13 protein-coding genes and 4 pseudogenes are annotated in these 16,855 nt (G+C 55.8%); 7 read left to right on the forward strand and 10 right to left on the reverse strand.

Features of this window, described 5'->3' with window-relative positions; translation table 11 throughout:
• Together LCM21_RS06190 and LCM21_RS06195 are read right to left on the reverse strand one after the other, a co-directional pair.
• Positions 1-366, reverse strand: a pseudogene (locus tag LCM21_RS06190) (glycine cleavage system protein T); the annotation flags it as partial.
• Positions 367-865: 499 nt separating this feature from the next.
• Positions 866-1,088, reverse strand: a pseudogene (locus LCM21_RS06195) (IS5/IS1182 family transposase); the annotation flags it as partial.
• 242 nt (positions 1,089-1,330) lie between these two features.
• On the opposite strand from LCM21_RS06195, the gene LCM21_RS06200 reads away from it, so the two are divergent.
• The 3 genes and pseudogenes from LCM21_RS06200 to LCM21_RS06210 all read left to right on the forward strand — a co-directional run.
• Entirely contained in the window at positions 1,331-2,515 is a 1,185-nt protein-coding gene (locus LCM21_RS06200) for a M24 family metallopeptidase (RefSeq protein WP_224889814.1), read from the forward strand.
• Positions 2,516-2,518: 3 nt separating this feature from the next.
• Positions 2,519-3,676 (forward strand): acetylornithine deacetylase, encoded by a 1,158-nt coding sequence (argE, locus tag LCM21_RS06205; RefSeq protein ID WP_224889815.1) that lies wholly within the window; start codon positions 2,519-2,521, stop codon positions 3,674-3,676.
• A 377-nt stretch (positions 3,677-4,053) separates the two neighbouring features.
• A pseudogene (locus LCM21_RS06210) lies at positions 4,054-4,479 on the forward strand (GntR family transcriptional regulator); the annotation flags it as partial.
• A gap of 70 nt (positions 4,480-4,549) precedes the next feature.
• Here LCM21_RS06210 and LCM21_RS20835 read toward each other — a convergent pair.
• From LCM21_RS20835 to LCM21_RS06235, 6 genes and pseudogenes are all read right to left on the reverse strand, one after another.
• Positions 4,550-4,849, reverse strand: a pseudogene (locus tag LCM21_RS20835) (IS6 family transposase); the annotation flags it as partial.
• Positions 4,850-5,246: 397 nt separating this feature from the next.
• Positions 5,247-6,014, reverse strand: a complete 768-nt coding sequence (locus LCM21_RS06215; protein WP_224889816.1) for a citryl-CoA lyase — start codon at positions 6,012-6,014, stop codon at positions 5,247-5,249.
• The gene (locus LCM21_RS06220) at positions 6,011-7,195 is read right to left on the reverse strand and encodes a CaiB/BaiF CoA transferase family protein (protein ID WP_224889817.1); all 1,185 of its coding nucleotides are present in this window, start codon (positions 7,193-7,195) and stop codon (positions 6,011-6,013) included. Before LCM21_RS06220 ends, LCM21_RS06215 begins: the two co-directional genes overlap by 4 nt.
• 54 nt (positions 7,196-7,249) lie before the next feature.
• Positions 7,250-8,764 (reverse strand): tripartite tricarboxylate transporter permease, encoded by a 1,515-nt coding sequence (locus tag LCM21_RS06225; protein ID WP_224889818.1) that lies wholly within the window; start codon positions 8,762-8,764, stop codon positions 7,250-7,252.
• Between the two features lie 11 nt (positions 8,765-8,775).
• Positions 8,776-9,258, reverse strand: a complete 483-nt coding sequence (locus tag LCM21_RS06230) for a tripartite tricarboxylate transporter TctB family protein (RefSeq protein WP_224889819.1) — start codon at positions 9,256-9,258, stop codon at positions 8,776-8,778.
• A gap of 67 nt (positions 9,259-9,325) precedes the next feature.
• Positions 9,326-10,300 carry a tripartite tricarboxylate transporter substrate binding protein gene (locus LCM21_RS06235; protein ID WP_224889820.1) on the reverse strand — a complete coding sequence of 325 codons (975 nt, stop codon included), beginning with the start codon at positions 10,298-10,300 and terminating at the stop codon, positions 9,326-9,328.
• Positions 10,301-10,422: 122 nt separating this feature from the next.
• Between LCM21_RS06235 and LCM21_RS06240 the strand changes: the two genes are divergently transcribed.
• Genes LCM21_RS06240 through LCM21_RS06250 form a run of 3 tightly spaced genes read left to right on the forward strand, consistent with a single transcriptional unit; the run spans position 10,423 to position 13,447 of the window.
• Complete coding sequence (locus LCM21_RS06240; protein ID WP_224889821.1) at positions 10,423-11,088, forward strand: response regulator transcription factor; 666 nt, start codon at positions 10,423-10,425, stop codon at positions 11,086-11,088.
• Positions 11,085-12,461, forward strand: a complete 1,377-nt coding sequence (locus LCM21_RS06245; RefSeq protein ID WP_224889822.1) for a sensor histidine kinase — start codon at positions 11,085-11,087, stop codon at positions 12,459-12,461. The genes LCM21_RS06240 and LCM21_RS06245 overlap by 4 nt, the downstream gene beginning before the upstream one ends.
• Positions 12,431-13,447 (forward strand): ABC transporter substrate-binding protein, encoded by a 1,017-nt coding sequence (locus LCM21_RS06250; RefSeq protein ID WP_224889823.1) that lies wholly within the window; start codon positions 12,431-12,433, stop codon positions 13,445-13,447. The genes LCM21_RS06245 and LCM21_RS06250 overlap by 31 nt, the downstream gene beginning before the upstream one ends.
• Positions 13,448-13,615: 168 nt before the next feature.
• On the opposite strand, the gene LCM21_RS06255 is transcribed toward LCM21_RS06250, so the two are convergent.
• Together LCM21_RS06255 and LCM21_RS06260 are read right to left on the reverse strand one after the other, a co-directional pair.
• Positions 13,616-14,380: a hypothetical protein gene (locus tag LCM21_RS06255; protein ID WP_224889824.1), complete on the reverse strand. Its 765-nt coding sequence runs from the start codon at positions 14,378-14,380 to the stop codon at positions 13,616-13,618.
• On the reverse strand, positions 14,377-15,234 hold the full coding sequence (locus tag LCM21_RS06260; RefSeq protein WP_224889825.1) for a hypothetical protein: 858 nt from the start codon (positions 15,232-15,234) through the stop codon (positions 14,377-14,379). Before LCM21_RS06260 ends, LCM21_RS06255 begins: the two co-directional genes overlap by 4 nt.
• 536 nt (positions 15,235-15,770) lie before the next feature.
• Between LCM21_RS06260 and LCM21_RS06265 the strand changes: the two genes are divergently transcribed.
• Complete coding sequence (locus LCM21_RS06265) at positions 15,771-16,796, forward strand: LacI family DNA-binding transcriptional regulator (RefSeq protein WP_224889826.1); 1,026 nt, start codon at positions 15,771-15,773, stop codon at positions 16,794-16,796.
• The last annotated feature ends 59 nt before the right edge of the window (positions 16,797-16,855 follow it).

Genomic DNA, 16,855 nt, shown 5'->3' on the forward strand with positions numbered 1-16,855 from the left:
GATCCAGAAATGATTTTCCGCAAGGCGCAGCAGGATCGGATCGTTCAGGATGCCGCCTTCGGCATTGGTGATCAGGATGTATTTGCACTGGCCAATCGCCATCTTCGACAGGTCGCGCGGGGTCAGCATCTGCACGAATTTTGCCGCATCCGGGCCGGTGATCTCCACCTGGCGCTCGACCGCAACGTCGCACAGGATCGCGTCATTCACGAGGTTCCAGAAGTTCTGCTCTGGATCGCCGAAATCGCGCGGGATGTACATGTGATTGTACACCGAGAACCCCTTGGCGCCCCAGCGGACGGTCGCGTCAAAATAAGGGGATTTGCGGATCTGTGTACCGAAACCGAAATCGTCTGATTGCATCATGTCATTCACCCTTTGCACCGGTGGCCCCATCAGCGGCAGACCACTTTAACTGGGTGCAGGATTACCCGAACACGCAGACTGAAGGCGGACTGATAAAAAGCCTCAGACAGACCGAACGGACTAATTTTCATCAGGCTTGCAGACTGCTCAGACGATTTTTGACAACTACCGGACACGGCCGCCCGGCCAGAGAGATTCGGGGGTCGGATTTGACTTGGCGCGTCACAATGCAGGTCATCTAGCTGCCAATCCCCAGTTTGGTCGCCAACACTGTTTCCAGCACCGCCTGAAAGGCGGCCAGACTTGATGTGAATACCCAAGGGACGCACTCCAAGCCACCGCCTCATCGCTTGGCGAGTGACCGCAGATTCGGACGGTGAAACGGATTTTCTAGTCCTAAGTTTTAATGGAATTCGTGGTGTAAAGCAGTCCGCACACCTCGGGTTGGGTTTGTTACACAAGCCAGATTGTGAGTGTACTCCCGATTTCATGGAGGGACTTAACCCACGGTCTCTGCGACTGGTGTGCCAAGGTTGGTATATCGGTTGAGCACGGCAATACGGACCTGGTATTTTGCGGCCCGCACAGCCTCGTTTCGCGCGATAGCTCCTGCCGTGGTTGACTTCCAAAGTTTGGCATTTTTTGCGCGACGGGATGATTGCAGCGGCATCCCGTGCGGTAATCACATTGTGGCATCTGTGCGTGTTATAAGCCCCTTCAGCCCGATGCGTCTGTGATCAGAGGTTCGCGCAGACCCATTCAGTGGTTTCACATTTGTGCACAACATCATGTGAAAAAATTCATATCATCTGCAAGAATGTGAAACCATATAAGTGTTTTGCAGTTTGACATGGGCAAACTTGCGAACAATCGTGCGTCTGAGTTCGAAAAGTACTTGTTTGTATGCACGCTGGTGAATGGGACCAAAACAGGTGTTTTACCAGCTCCAACTTTCGAGGATATCATGCCCATTGAACACGCCCCTTTCAGCAAAGCGGAATATGACCGCCGGATCGCCAAGACCCGCAAGGCGATGGCTGCGGCGGGTATCGACGTGCTGTTTGTTACCGATCCCTCAAACCAGGCCTGGCTGACCGGGTATGACGGCTGGTCCTTTTATGTGCATCAAGGTGTGATTCTGGGCATGGAAGGCGAGCCGATCTGGTGGGGACGCCATATGGATGCCTCGGGCGGGTTACGCACATGCTGGATGTCCAAGGACAATATCCGCGGCTACGCGGACCACTACGTTCAATCAACCATTCGCCATCCCATGCAGGACTTGGCTGGCCACATCCGCGCGCTCGGGTTGGACGCGGCCCGGATAGGGGTTGAGATGGAGAACTATTACTATTCTGCAAAAGCTCATGACGTATTGGGTAAGGAATTGCCCGACGCAACGCTGGTGGATGCGACGGCATTGGTAAACTGGCAGCGTCTGATCAAGTCTGATGAAGAGATTGCCTTTATTCGCAAGGCGGCCCGGATATCTGAAAAAATTGTCCAAACGGCCATTGATCGCGCCGCGCCGGGAGTGCGTAAGAATGATCTTGTTGCAGATATTTTCCATGCCGGAATTACCGGGGTCGGGGATGATTGGGGTGATTACCCGGCCATAGTCCCTTTGACACCCTCGGGGCTGGATGCCACAGCCGCTCACCTGACATGGAATGGCGCGCCGATGAAGGAAGGCGAGGCAACGTTTTTCGAGCTTTCGGGATGCTATCGACGCTATCACGCTCCGCTTTGCCGCACTGTATATCTCGGCACTCCGCCACAGGAAATGCGGGACGCCGAACAGGCACAGATCGAAGGGATCTCGGCAGGTTTGGAAGCCGCACGGGCTGGCAACCGGACCAGCGATATCGCGAACGCCTTTCTGGATGTTCTTGCCCGCCACGGTATCGAACGCGAGGGGCGCATGGGGTATCCGATCGGCCTGAGCTATCCGCCGGATTGGGGCGAGCGGACAGCATCGATCCGCACCGAAGACAAGACCATTCTTCAACCGGGGATGGTGTTCCATTTCATGCCGGCGCTGTGGATGGCTAGCTGGGGGCTGGAAACAACAGAAACTATTCTTATCACCGAAAACGGTCCCGCCGAAGCCCTATGCAATGTCGAGCGTAAGCTCTTTGTAAAGGACTAAGCCTTGAGCGTCCTTGAAGATACCAAGATCCTGCTGGGGGAGCTGATCAGCTTTCCTACTGTGTCGTCAGACAGCAATCTTGACATGATCAAACACCTCGCGGATCGGCTATCCGCCTGTGGGGTTGAGGTTGAGATCTGGCATAACGAGACGGGTACCAAAGCCAATCTTTTTGCCACGCTGGGACCAAAGCGCGATGGCGGTATCGTGCTGTCGGGCCATTCCGATGTTGTGCCAGTTACTGATCAGGACTGGTCCTCTGACCCGTTCAAGATGGAGGAGCGCGGCGGCAAGTGGTACGGGCGCGGCACCTGCGATATGAAAGGCTTTATCGCTGCTGCCGTGGCCATGGCCCCAAATTACGCGCAGCTTGATCTGCAGCGCCCGGTGCATTTCGCTTTTACCTATGACGAGGAAGTCGGCTGCTTCGGTGCCCGTGCGCTGGCCGACACGCTGCGCGAGAAGGACATCAATCCCGCCGTGGCGATCATCGGTGAGCCCACCTCAATGCGGATCATCGAAGGGCACAAGGGCTGTTATGAATACACCACTCATTTCATCGGGCTTGAGGGGCATGGCTCTGGCCCCGACCGCGGTGTGAACGCGGTGGAATATGCGGTGCGCTATGTCTCGAAACTGCTGGAATTGAAGATGGATTTGCAACAGCGGGCACCGGCCAATTCGCGGTTCGAGCCGCCCTGGACCACGATAAACACCGGCGCGCTGGTGGGCGGAGTTGCCCATAACGTGATCCCCGGCAAGGCGCGTGTGGAATGGGAAATGAGGCCCGTGCAGAAGAGCGATGCGGATTACGTCAAGGACGAGCTGCACAAGTTCTGCGCCCACAAACTGATCCCGGCCATGCAGGCCGTCCATCCCGATGCAGCTATCGAGACCGAGGTGATCGGTGAGGTCGACGGACTGGAACCTATGGATGACAACAAGGCCCGAGATCTGGTGATGGAACTAACCGGTGCCAACGGAACCGATGTGGTGCCTTTCGGCACCGAGGCGGGCATCTTCCAGGATTTGGGCATGAGTGTTGTTGTCTGCGGCCCTGGCTCAATCGAGCAGGCACATAAACCGGATGAATACGTCTCCGAAGATCAGATGGCCCAGTGCCTCGACATGCTCGGACGGCTGTCCGCGAAACTAATTTAGCCGATGACCTCGTCGCGCGCGACCTCAATGTGCGGGACGGGCGTGCCGGTTCTGTCTGTGCTGATCTGGGCGGGCGGTTAAAGCTTTGCCGAGCTGTATTTGCATTATATCGAACCGTTGACCGTGCTGGCGATACGCTCTGGCCTGGTTAATCCTGAGAGAGCCCGTCACCTGGCGCATCGCCTTCGGCTTTGTTCTCTGTCTCGCAGGGGTCTATATTGTGCGGCAATCCAAGGACTGACATTGTGAACATTCCCAAACCAATCAACTCCGATTTCAAGGCGCGCGACCGGTTCGAGCGCATGCACCATGAAATCCACAACCGGATTTGCCTGCCGGACTAGGCCCCTTGAACGCGCCGGACGGAAACGGAGCAGGCCGCAGAGTTCGACGTATCCCGCACGCCACTCAGGCGCGTACTGGTGCGCCTTCAAGGCGAGGGGTTACTGATATCAGTGCAAGGGGTCGGCACCTTCGTAACCGATTCCGAGATCGATGATTTGGAACAGACCTATCTACTACGTATGAAACTTGCGGAACTGACCGGCATTCTTTCACCACGAGTGCCTGACACTGCTTTCATGGTAGAATTCCGGGCCATGTCTGTCAGATCAAAGGCTTTGAAAGACGCGCCCGAGCCTCGCGCATTTGTACAGCTCAAACTGGACTTCTTCCTTACGCTTCTGAAACTCACCAACACCGAACCATTGCGCGAGATTGACGACACGCAAGCCGCAGCACTGATACATCGGGCTCACATCTCGATCAGCTATACTCGCATGCGACAGGGGCAATTGCTATGAAGTACGGTGATCCTTTTGTGGTGTGGTCGCGTTTAATTCCGACGCTTCAAGGAATGTGGATGCTCGGATTTCAAGCGGTTTGACTGGCCGCATTCCAGACGTCACATGCCGTGAGGCGGTGATATCGGATTGTTACGGCTGAGCGGCGACGCGCGGGCACATAAAAGTAACTCTGAATGGCTGAATGGGTGGAAACAAGCCTCTGCAAACCTCCTGTAGACCGATGGCCCTGCATGGTCCGTTCCCGCTTTCGGAAGGAAAGATGGCTGTTTTCAACCCGGTTACTGGGGCCTTCGTGCGACCGATGATCCAGACCCGAGGCGATTTCCCGCTGACCAACTGCATCTGTGTAGATGCCCGCAGGCTCGAATTGAAGCGAACATAGAGCCACACCATGTGCGCGATGATCTGAGGAGGAAACCGGTGACGCGTGTAGCTGACGGATGATGAATTAATCGATGCCACCGACCACCAGATTTAAACAGAAGCATCCCAACGACGCTTTCCTGGAATTGTACCGGTCTGGTATGACAGACGAAGACGTCGCGGCGGCGACAGGATCGAAGTGGCACGTATGATCTGCAAGGACCTGCTCATACCCGGACTCTGTCCTTTCAAGCAATTCGCTGAGCTGGCCAACTAACCCAGGAAACAAAGCTGAGAACGTTTGGCTTGCTCAAAACTATGCAACAAGACCTTTAAATTCAGCTGCTCAAAGGCGGTTCAAGACACTAAATTGCGATTTCCCTGCCTTCGACAAGCAAAGCCTAGTCGCCGATATAGGTCCAACGATACCCGGGCGGCGTTGGCCCTTTGTTGCGTCCGCCTTCCTGACACTGTTCCCACGCATGGGCCAGAATACCAACCGAACGCGACAGGCAGAACAACCCTCGTGCAAGGGGTGGTGCAAACCCAAGCTCTGCATAGATAACCGCAGTTGCACCGTCGATATTCATCGGGATCGGGCGGGCTTTGCGCTTTGAAAGAGCGGCCTCAACGTCCTGTGCAATGCGCAGATAGTTACCTTCGCAGGCTCCGTTTCCAATAGCCTCGCGTACCAACTCCATCAGGCGCGGCGCGCGCGGATCGGTCGGCGTGTGGAACCTGTGCCCAAAACCGGGGATGATTTTGCCACGCTGCTCAATCCAGTCTTCCAACGCTGCGTCGATGCCATCCGCGTGCGCTTGGATGTGGTGGTACAATTCAACGGCCTGTTCGCCTGCCCCGCCATGCACATCGCCAAGCATGTTCACAGCACTGGCCATGGCGTTGTTAAGAGGCAGCCCACAGGTGACAGCCATACGCGCGGCGGCAATGGAAGGAGCTTGGGGGCCGTGATCAACTGCCGATACCAAAGCCGCCTCGAACAATCGGGCTTGTGCCGATGTGGGACGGTCGCCGCGCACCATCAACCAGATCATTTCTGGAAAAGTCACGTTTCCGATCAGGTCTTGAATCGGGTGGCCACGCAGGTGGATCTTACCTGGCTCCATGTCGATGATGGCAGTACGCCACCAGTCGGAAACGTCGCTCATAGTATACCCTCATCTTCAAGTGTTTTGATCTCGCGCTCGGTCAGTCCAAGCTCGGCCCAGATCGCGTTGTTGTCGGCCCCCAGTTCAGGCGGCGGCGTTTGCGGCATGGGCCGGAACCCATTGGCCACAACCGGGCTGCCTGTCAGGCATAATTCCTCACCCGCCACTTGCAACGCACCAACCAATCCACGACCCGCCAGTTGTTCATCCGCCAAAGCATCCGCCACGCTGAGCACCGGGCCGGCGGGTACGCTGATGGCATTCAACTCTGGCACCCACTCAGCAGCAGGACGGGTGCGCAGGACATCTTCCAACTCGGCCCGCAGGCGGTGCCGGTTACGCTTGCGGTCTTCGCGCGTTGTGTAGTCAGGGTGCGACAGCAGATCGTCGCGCCCCAAATATCGCGCCAATGCCTGCCATTGTTCATCCCGATTGGCGGCGATGTTGATGGGGTTGTCTGCGGTGGCAAAAGTGCCAGAGGGGGCCGAAGTGGTGTTTTCATTGCCATGGGCAGCCGGAATTACGCCCCCGATCAGAAAGTTCGATACTACCCACCCCATCGTGGAGATCACCGCCTCGGTCATTGAGATATCCAGGAAAGTGCCACGCGGCTTGGCGTTAAGGGCCGACGCAATGGCAAAAGCCGCTGTCAGCCCACCCACTGTGTCAGCCAGGGGGTAGCCAACACGGTTCGGCGCAGTGTCATCCGTGCCGGTAATTGACATTACACCGCTGATACCCTGTACGATCTGGTCATAGGCCGGGTCGTCCTTGCGTGGTCCGTTTTGCCCGAAACCGCTGATGGCGGCGTAGATCAGGTTGGGGTTCTCGGTACGTAGCTTTTCATATCCCAATCCCAACCGCTCCATCACGCCAGGCCGAAAGTTTTCGACCAGCACGTCGGCGGTTTTCAGCAATTGTTTGAACAGCACCTTGCCGCGGTCAGACTTCATGTCCAGCGTAATGGATTTCTTACCGGCGTTCTGTGCCAGAAAGCTGATCCCCATCCCGGCCTTGTTGCGCACAGGGTCTGCGCCCAGCACCCGCGCCAGATCGCCGGTGCCGGGTCGCTCAACCTTGATGACCTCGGCCCCCATGAGGGCCAGGTGATAACAGCAATATGGGCCAGCCAGCACATTGGTCAGGTCTAAAATCCGCGTACCACGCAATGGTTGGGTCATCTTTCCCCTCCGTCAAAGAGCTGACAAACAAGTGGCGCGTCTCCGGTTTTGGCATCAATCGCCTTCGGCAACGCCTTCCTTGCGCGCTTTGGCGCGGCGCGCGCGATAGCTGGGAATGACAACCAGCAGCACCGCGATCACCAGCAGACCCAGGGTCATAGGGCGGTTGAAGATGAACCCGATCCCGTCATAGAGCTGCATGGAGCGGGCAAAGTTGTCTTCCAGCATTCCGCCAAGGATGAATCCAATCAACAAGGGTGCCAGAGGGTAATCCGCGAATTTCAGAACCGTGGCACCGATCCCCATGCCCACCAGTATCAGCAGTTCGGTCGCGTTGTTCTGGCCGATATAGCTCCCCATCAAGGTGAAGAACAGAATGAATGGGATCAGGTAGTTGCGCGGGATGGCCAGGACTTTGGCGATGTAGGGGATCAACGGCAAGTTTAGGATCAACAGCACGAGGTTCCCGATATACATTGAGATGATCACGGCCCAGAAGATTTGAGGGTTATCGATCATCAGGCGCGGGCCGGGTGTGACATTCAGAGCGATCAACGCACCCAACAGGATCGCCGTGGTGCCAGAACCGGGGATACCCAGCGTCAGCAGCGGCACGAACGAGCCGGTACAGGCGGCGTTATTGGCAGTTTCCGGCGCGGCCAGCCCTTTGATCGAACCCTTGCCGAACTCTTCCTGCTCTTCCTTGCTGGCGATGTTGCGCTCAACTGCATAGCCCAAAAACGAGGCAATTGTGGCGCCTGCGCCGGGTAATACCCCGATGAAAAAGCCCTGAATTGACTGGCGCCCGATGACAGGGGCAATCTTGCGGCCCTCTTCGCGGCTGATACGCAGGTTTTCGATTTTGCCGCTGGACCCTTGCGCGCTTCGGGCGGGGTTTAGGACCAGAAAAAGTGCCTCGGGAAGCGCGAACATGGCCATCGCCAAGGTGATAAAGCTCAAACCGGACTGCAGGTCCATCAGACCCATAGTGAAGCGCGGCATGTTGAATAGCGCGCCTTCGCCTACCGTGGCCATGATCAGCCCCACAAGGGTCATCAATACTGCCTTGGCCACGTTTCCAGTTCCGGCGAATGCGGCGATGGCCGATAGGCCCACGACCATCAGCGCAAAGTATTCGGCCGAATGGAACAGCAACGCCACGGTCGACAGCATCGGCGCAAAGACCATCAACAGCAGCGCCCCGATCGAGCCGCCTGCAAATGACGCGATCGCGGCGATGGTCAGGGCCTTTCCAGCCTGCCCTTTTCGGGCCATCGGATAGCCATCGAAGCTGGAAGCTACCGTACCTGCAACGCCGGGGGCGTTGAGAAGGATCGACGAGGTCGATCCACCGAAGATGGCCCCATAATAAACTCCGGCCAATAGGATTATTGCGGCAGAGGGATCACCGATTGTAATCGCGACAGGGATCATGATCGCGATGATCGACATCGGACCGAGACCCGGCAGCATGCCGATGAATGTGCCGATCAGACAACCGGCGACCACCATAAGCAGGTTTTGAATAGAAAATGCGGCGCTCAGACCGATGAGGAGTCCTTCAAGCATCGTTCAGCTCCTCACAGGAAAAACGGCCAAGGGTGCAAGTAGATACCCAGCACCTCGTCGACGAGGTACCAGACAACAAAGCTGGCGAAGGCGGCGACGGGCAACAAGACGATGAATTTACGCTCACCCAGGGTGACGGACCCGATCACAAGGAAAAGGAAGGTTGCACTCAGGAATCCTGCTGGGCGCAAAACCAGTGCATAACCCACCATCAGCGCCAGAAGTCCCAAAGCCTGCGATAGGTGATAATCACCCAGACGGCGATAATCAATGTCCGGTTCCTTGCCGTCATCCTCGGACTTTTCCAGCCCCAGAAGGATGAACAGACACGTGATAATGGTCAGGACAGCCAGAACCTTGGGGAAGGTGCTCGGCCAGATTGGATTGCGCTGCATAAACGGTGGCAACAGCGCGTCCATTGTGAAAAATGCAGCGTAGCCATAGGCCATGGCTGCGCACAGAATGACGAATGCGACCCAGCGATCCAGTGCCATCTTTCCCCTCCCTCGGATAAGAAACAACCGGCCCCGTGATGGGCCGGCTGCGTTGCGTGACTATGCTTTAGAGAAAGCCCAGTTTCTTCATCAGGTCGCCGATGACCTGTTCCTGACCTTCCAGAAATGTTTGAAAGTCGTCACCCGAGTTGTGGATATTGACCCAACCGTTGCGGGCACGAACGGTTTCCCATTCGGGAGTGTCATACATTTTGGCGATGACCTCCTGATAGGCGGCCAGCTTTTCTGCGGGCAGGCCCGGTGCGGCAAAGAACCCACGCCAGTTGACGAAAGTTGTGTCGATACCCTGTTCTTTCATGGTCGGGGCGTCGGCATAGGCCTCAACGCGCTCGTCCGAGGTCACACCAATGATCTTGACTTCACCAGCTTCTGCCAGGGCCACGGCTTCGGAAAATCCGGTGGACAGGGCCTTGATCTCGCCCGAAAGCAGCGCGGCCATCGCTTTGCCGCCCGCATCGTAGGGGATGTATTTCAGGGCCAGCGCATCCTTCCCGGCGGCTTCCATCGTCATGGCGGCCACCAGGTGATCCATACCACCCGGAACCGAACCACCACCAATTGCCGTACCCGAAGGGTCGGCGTCAAAGGCCGCAAGCAGGTCGCTCATCGAGTTGATCGGGCTATCCTTGTTTACAACGATTGCGGCGTAGTCGCCGATGGTGCCCGAAACCAGTGTCAGGTCACGGAAGTTGTGTGGAAACACACCAGTCAGAGAGCGGATCACGATAGGGGTCGAGTTGACCATCAGCGTGCCATGCTGGCTGTCCGCGTTCTCGATGAGATAGCCAATGGCCTTACCGCCACCTCCGCCGGACATGTTTTCGTAAGAAGCGGTGCCGACCAGACCAGCGCCGGTCAGGGCTTCGCCTGTTCCACGGGCCGTCCCGTCCCAGCCGCCACCAGCGCCGCCGGGGATCAGAAAGTGGATGCTGTCGACCACCGGCTCGGCTGCCGCTGGCCCGGTGATGGCAAAGGCCGCTGCGGCAGCAAGAATGGCACGACGGCCTAATGAGAATGTCATGTGTTAGTCCTCCCATTTGACATTGGCGGCTCATACCGCTCATGACTCAGAAAGCTGACGGGCGAAGCTGACACAAAGCTGACACGGGTCAAAAAAGTGGCAAATGGAGTAAAAAGGGAGCAATGAGGTTCTTATTGATCGAAGACAACGCACAACTGGCCGGGGCGGTGGTTGACCGGCTCGTGCTGGACGGTCACGTCGTCGATCATGCCGCCGATCTGGAAACAGCCAATGATTTTGTTGCGACAACAGGTTACGACCTGATTTTACTGGATATTATGCTTCCCGATGGGGATGGCCGCAGTTTTCTGTCGCGGCATAGACTGCAGGAATCGCAAACCCCGGTGATCGTGTTAACGGCACGGTCTGAAGTCGCAGACCGGGTCGGTCTTTTGGACCTTGGCGCCGACGATTACATGGTCAAGCCAATTGATTTTTCCGAGTTGGAGGCCCGTTGCAGAGCCGTGCTCCGACGCCGCGGTGGCGCAGCACGGAACCTGTTGCCATTAGGCGACCTGCAATTCGATTCGCTTTCGGGCACACTGAAATTCCCCGATGAGGATGTGCAGTTGCGCACCCGAGAGTTGCGTCTTTTCGAAGTGCTCGCAAACGCGCCCGGGCAGGTGTTTTCGAAAGCGTCCTTGGTTGACCGGCTGTTTTCGTATGACGAAGAGGTCTCGGAAAACGCGATCGAAGTCTATGTTGGTCGGCTCAGACGGCACTTGCAAAAATCGAACGTAAGGATCACCACGATCCGCGGGCTCGGGTACAAGCTGGAAACTGAATGAGCACGCCGGTTGCCCATGGCTCTATTCGCCGCAGGCTCTTGCTGTCTTTGTTGGTCAGCGCAGCGGTATTGGCTGTGGTGGTGTATTTCATGGTGCAATCCGTGGCGCGGCAGGTCGCACAGGAAAGCCAGGACAATGTGCTGGCCGCGTCGGCGCTTTCGATCCTTGACAGCGCCCGCTTTAGCGGCGGGCAGATAAATGTCGACCTTCCCTATTCTGCGCTGTCGATGCTTGACAGCATCTCGGATGAACGCGTTTTCTATGCCATTCAACTGGAAGATGAATTCCTGAGCGGTTACCAGAACTTACCCAGCCCAGAAAGCACGCCTGGCGGCGGGCCAGCCTTTCTGTCGGCTGAGTTCCTCGGCGAAGAAGTCCGGATTGCCTCGGTCCAGCGTCGCGTGTCGACCGACATTGGTCAGAGCTTTCTTCAAGTATCGGTCGCGCAAACGCTGTCAGGACAAAAACAAGCACTGGCCAGGATTTCGAGAACATCCATGGGGATCGGAGCGGGGTTCTTTGCAATCTCGGTCCTGTTGGCCACCATAGTCGCCCGAAGCACGATCCGCCCGCTGGACCGGTTGACAGCTTCGGTTTCGCGTAGGGGGCCCAAGGACTTGCGCCCCGTCGCCGCGCCGGTCCCGACCGAGATGGTTCCATTGGTCACCTCACTGAATTCTTTTATGCGCCGATTGCAACAATCCCTCATGCGGTCCGAGGATTTCATAGCCGAAGCGGCCCATCGCGTCCGTACCCCGCTGGCGGTTGTACGCACCAAAGCCGAAATTGTTCAGCGTAAATCGGATGACCCCGAAACCCGCGCTGCGCTCAAAGAGATGATCCACGCAATCGATGACAGTTCGCGAACGGCTGGTCAGCTTTTGGACCATGCAATGGTGACCTTCCGTCTGGATCACTTGCTGCGCGAGGAAGTCAGCCTGCTGCGCATGGTTCATGACACCGTTGAACGCCTGCGCCCTGTGTCCGACCTGAAGGACATCGACATCGACGCGACAGGCACTGAGGACATCACAATCGACGGAGACCCGATCCTACTGCAAAACGCGCTTCATAACCTTCTCGATAACGCGGTGAAATATGCGCCTTCGGGGGCGCAAATTACCGTCAGCCTCACCCGACGGGCAGGGGCCGCCAGTATTTCCATTACCGATACGGGGCTCGGTTTTCCCGAAGCGGAGCTGGATCACCTCACTGAACGTTTCTCGCGTGGCGCAAACGCGCAGAATATCGTTGGGTCCGGGCTTGGCTTAACTATCGTGAAAGAGGTTGTCGAAGCTCATGGCGGCAAAATGCAGATCGGCAACAACACCGGAGGCGGCGCATGCGTCAGTTTGCTCTTTCCATTGTCCTGATCTTCACAGCCGGATGGGCCAGTGCCTTCGAGACCGAAGATTTCGCGCGCTTCGGCCCAAGCGATAGCCAAACGGTGCTCAAAATCGTCTCTACCGCCGATATCCGGTTTTTCGAGCCTATGATCGCATCTTTCATCGCGGCGCAGCCGGGTACGGCCATCGACTATACCGTCGTCAGCTCGACCGAGTTGCAAAAGGCAATTGTCGAAGAAGGCGCGGCGTTCGACATCGCAATTTCCAGCGCAATGGATCTGCAGACGAAGCTGGCCAATGATGGCTGGGTTCAACGATACGAGATCAGATCAATCGATGCGCTTCCGGATTGGGCCGTCTGGAACGACATGCTGTTTGCCTTCACCCAGGAACCCGCTGCGATCGTGGTTTCCAAATCCGGGCTGGGGAATCTGCCCATTCCACGCGACCGCCATGATCTCATCAACCTGCTGAGGCAACATCCAGACGTTTTCCGCGGCCGGGTCGGCACCTATGACGTGCGGCAGTCCGGCCTGGGCTATTTATTTGCCACCCAGGACACCCGCGCGTCTGAGACGTACTGGCGCCTGACCGAGGTGATGGGCGCGCTCGACGCGCAGTTATATTGCTGTTCTTCTGATATGATCGAAGCGGTGAAGACCGGCGAATTGCTTATCGCCTACAATGTTCTGGCAAGCTATGCGTTCAACCGCGAAGACCGCGATGATTTCGCGATCATTCTGCCCTCTGATTTCACCTCTGTCATGCTGCGAACAGCAATGATCCCGCGCAACAGCCAGTCCGCTGAATTGGCAGGCCTGTTCGTGGATCACTTAATGATACGATCGCACGGCAGTGAGTTTAAGCTTTTGACCCACCCGGCGCTCAACCTGAACCAGATCGAAGTCGCCCTTAACCGCATCCGGATCGGCCCCGGCCTTTTGGTTTACTTAGATCAACTCAAGAAACGAGCATTTCTGTCAGAGTGGGAAAACGCCATTGTGCAAAATTAGCAGCAATGTGTTTCGGCGGCTCTGTTGCAGATGCCGGACTTGCAAAGATCGAAAACACGCTCCGTGCGGGTAAGGTGAAGGACCTTCGCGCGTTTCGGAGAGGACTACGAAGAAAACGGTTTGTATTCTGGTTGGTGCCGTATTGCCAATTTGCGCCAGCTAGAGCTTTCATGGTGGCGCAGGTATGACTTTTTCTCGCTGCAGTACCAGCAACATATCGATGATCGTTGAAGGGGCGACATCAATAGAGCCGCTTAGCAAAACGCCGAGGCCACCATCGCCGATTTCTAGCGGACCGCCCTTCTCATAGATGGGATCGAGAGAGGCAAGTTCGGCCGGCAATTCCGGGCAAAGGGGTGTTTCACTCAAGACGAGATCTATCGCTGCGAGAAGCAAGTTTTTCACTTCCGACAAAGTATTCTCCTGCAACAACCTGTCTTTGGTTGACTCCGGACCGCTCAAGGTCAGATCGGGTAACTTCAAGTAGGCACAGTTGTCGCGCAATTCGACAGACACGACGGTGGATAATTGCGCCGAGAAGCTTCCCAACTCATCGCCGCGTCTAAAATCCTGCCTGCTTATGCGGCCGCAGTCGAATCGCGTTATCCCCAAAAGGCTGTCAAGCGCGATGGTGTCCTCATCGGCAAGGATAGAGAGGTCATTAAGCGTCACTTGCATTCCACAGCCGTCGACAAGCGCATTATCCGCCAACCGCTCAGGGATGATCTTTTGCACTTCCCTCAGATCCAGCAGCGCATTTACCCCGACGCGGGTAGGTGCCGTGGCGCTCAGACCCAAGTTGAGTTTGTAAGGCAGTTCCAGATCACCCGCCTCAAGAATGTCATCGAAAACGAAGTCAACCTGTTCTGCTCCGGACGTGCGTGCAGCAAGACAACAAATCGTCAGACTTATCACAAAAACCCAGAGTTTCATTCTGCAAACTCCAGCAATCCGCGTTCCTGCAACCCGGCAAGCAGCTTTACAAGAGTTTCTGCACTTACATCGACTGAGCCAACTACGGCGCCTCCCATTCCACCGGGCTCAATTTCGCGTGTCCCGCCGCTTTCATAATTAGGATCAAGCACCGAGAAGCTTTCAGGTAATGGAGGGCATATGGGGTTCGCGGCCAATACCTCCCCAGCTTTTTCCAGGACGGCAGTTTTGATACGGTTTGTAATGCCAAAGATGTTAGCGGCACCTCCGATGAGCCCACGAGGATCGAGATCGAGTCCATCAAGTGTGAAATACAGGCATTGGTCTCTTACTTCTGCCTTGCCAACAGCCACCACATCTACGGTTACTCCAAAATATCTTAGCCCCGGTTCTTCATTGCGGTTACATCTTGAAAACTGCGCGCGTGTCGCCCCTTCGACCCGCACATTGTCACCTTGGGCAGCAATGTCTCTGACCTCCAAGTATATCTGACGGTTGCAGCTTTCTTCCAGCGGCCCTGTCAGGATGTCCGGTGCCTTCAATTGCAAATCGCGAAGGTCCACAAGTGCCCTAAGGCGCAGCCGTGTTGGACCGGCTTCCTGAAGCCCGGCATAAACAGGGATCGAAACAGGGGTGTCGCGAAGAGAAATGCTTGAATCCAATTTGACCTGTATGCGGCCAGCATAGGTGCTCGAATTTACTGCGGCGACTTGCGTAGCCGTTGCATCTGCCGCTTCACTGTGTCCTAAAGCCTCTGCTTTGTTTGCTCGATCCTGAGCATTGCTGCCGCATCCGGGCATAACGGCAAAAAGAGTGCCAAGTAAGATCGCGTGAATCTTTAAACCGGATGTCATGCGACGTCTCCATATTCTCAGACTAGAAATGGCAGTATGGCCCTACTTTTCAGAATGCGTCAGACCTGACGGAGGTTACCGCAACGCATAAAGATGGCAATCACGAAAATGAATATGTCGATCATGCATTTCTGTCAGAGCGGGAAAACGCCATAGTGCAGAATTGGCAGCGATACGCTGAGGCTGGACTGACTGCGCCAAGATCAACGAATTTTTCGATGAATCCGCAAGTAAATTTAGGCCTGCAGTGACTATCGGCTTTTTGTCGAAAACCACTTGGTATAGCGCGGAAATCGCGGGTCTTTTGTAAAAAGACGACGCTCAAATTCCTTGGATGCCGGCATGCTAACGGTACTGAAAAATGAGGTGATGTTGTATCCTGCGGTTGCCTGTGATGTTCCCGCGGTCAAGACACACTCAAGCTCCTTGTCCAAAAACATGCCGAACCATTCGGGCCATTGATTTTCTTGACGCGCGCAAAGATTATGTAAAAGTACGAAAAGAGCAAGATAGCCATGATCGGCAGGCAGATTGGTATGACCAAGATAAAGAATATGGAAGAGTTCGCAGCCCTCAGCGGTATATCGCGACCCACGGTGTCTAAATACTTCCAGGATCCCGACAGCGTCCGCCCAACGACAAAAGCCCGCATAGAAGAAGCTCTTGAACGGTTTGATTACCGTCCGAACATCTATGCTGTGAACCAGAACCGGAAGCTGACCAAGAATATCGGCATCGTGGTTCCCTATCTGGCCGATCCGTTCTTTGCCGAAATTGCGCGCTATCTGGAGCAAAGCTGTATTGCTGCTGGGTATCGCCCATCCTTGTTCAGCTCTCATGGCGAACAAAAGCTGGAAAGTGAAATATTGGATGGTTTGCAATCTATGAAGCCCGCAGGGGTTCTTTTGGCCCCATTAGGCCGGATTTCGGACCGCTCAGCGATAGAAAAATTCTGTGCCAATGTTCCGACTGTCTTGTTTGACAGCAACATTGAGGGTCTGGGGGCGGCATTCATCGGATCCGACAATTTCAGCTTTGTGTCGCAGACCGTGGAATACATGACCCGGACGGGCGAGCCCCCATCATTCTTTGAAATGCGTACGCCTGCGAACCCGAACGCCAACAAACGCAGGAAGGCCTATGTTGAAGTGATGGAGCGCCTGGGGTTTGAGCCACACATCATCAAGGTAGACGGCAAAGGTTGGGCGTTTGAAGAGATCGGGCACAAGGGCGCGCTGAAAGTACTGGAGGAGCGTGCTCTGAGAACGGATTCAGTTCTGTGCAGCAATGACCGGCTTGCCATTGGCTTTCTTGCTGCCTGTTTCGAACAAGGGATTCGGGTCGGTCGGAAAGAAGATTGTACGCTGCGCGTCGCCTCGAATGACGATCATCCGTTCGCAAAATTTACATGCCCTTCGTTGACGACGGCTGCGCATGACTATGACAACGTCGCCGGGCGAAGTGTCGAAACCCTATTTGAACTTATTGAAAATGGTGGGAAATTTGGGTCTCGAGCCGAGACGCTGTTCCCAGCAAGGCTCGTTTTAAGGGACTCCGCATAACTCATTTTTTTAACGCGCGTAAAGTTTTTATTGACTGCGCGATAATTTACACCCTAGGC

The organism is Ruegeria profundi (assembly GCF_020171505.1).
GTDB classification, from domain to species: Bacteria; Pseudomonadota; Alphaproteobacteria; order Rhodobacterales; family Rhodobacteraceae; genus Ruegeria; species Ruegeria profundi.

What these genes read in the sequence shown, in the direction of transcription:
- LCM21_RS06200 (WP_224889814.1), top strand. Translation starts at nt 1,331, where the DNA reads ATGCCCATTGAACACGCCCCTTTCAGCAAAGCGGAATATGACCGCCGG.
- LCM21_RS06215 (WP_224889816.1), bottom strand. Translation starts at nt 6,014, where the DNA reads ATGAGCGACGTTTCCGACTGGTGGCGTACTGCCATCATCGACATGGAG.
- LCM21_RS06220 (WP_224889817.1), bottom strand. Translation starts at nt 7,195, where the DNA reads ATGACCCAACCATTGCGTGGTACGCGGATTTTAGACCTGACCAATGTG.
- LCM21_RS06225 (WP_224889818.1), bottom strand. Translation starts at nt 8,764, where the DNA reads ATGCTTGAAGGACTCCTCATCGGTCTGAGCGCCGCATTTTCTATTCAA.
- LCM21_RS06230 (WP_224889819.1), bottom strand. Translation starts at nt 9,258, where the DNA reads ATGGCACTGGATCGCTGGGTCGCATTCGTCATTCTGTGCGCAGCCATG.
- LCM21_RS06235 (WP_224889820.1), bottom strand. Translation starts at nt 10,300, where the DNA reads ATGACATTCTCATTAGGCCGTCGTGCCATTCTTGCTGCCGCAGCGGCC.
- LCM21_RS06240 (WP_224889821.1), top strand. Translation starts at nt 10,423, where the DNA reads ATGAGGTTCTTATTGATCGAAGACAACGCACAACTGGCCGGGGCGGTG.
- LCM21_RS06245 (WP_224889822.1), top strand. Translation starts at nt 11,085, where the DNA reads ATGAGCACGCCGGTTGCCCATGGCTCTATTCGCCGCAGGCTCTTGCTG.
- LCM21_RS06250 (WP_224889823.1), top strand. Translation starts at nt 12,431, where the DNA reads ATGCGTCAGTTTGCTCTTTCCATTGTCCTGATCTTCACAGCCGGATGG.
- LCM21_RS06255 (WP_224889824.1), bottom strand. Translation starts at nt 14,380, where the DNA reads ATGAAACTCTGGGTTTTTGTGATAAGTCTGACGATTTGTTGTCTTGCT.
- LCM21_RS06260 (WP_224889825.1), bottom strand. Translation starts at nt 15,234, where the DNA reads ATGACATCCGGTTTAAAGATTCACGCGATCTTACTTGGCACTCTTTTT.
- LCM21_RS06265 (WP_224889826.1), top strand. Translation starts at nt 15,771, where the DNA reads ATGACCAAGATAAAGAATATGGAAGAGTTCGCAGCCCTCAGCGGTATA.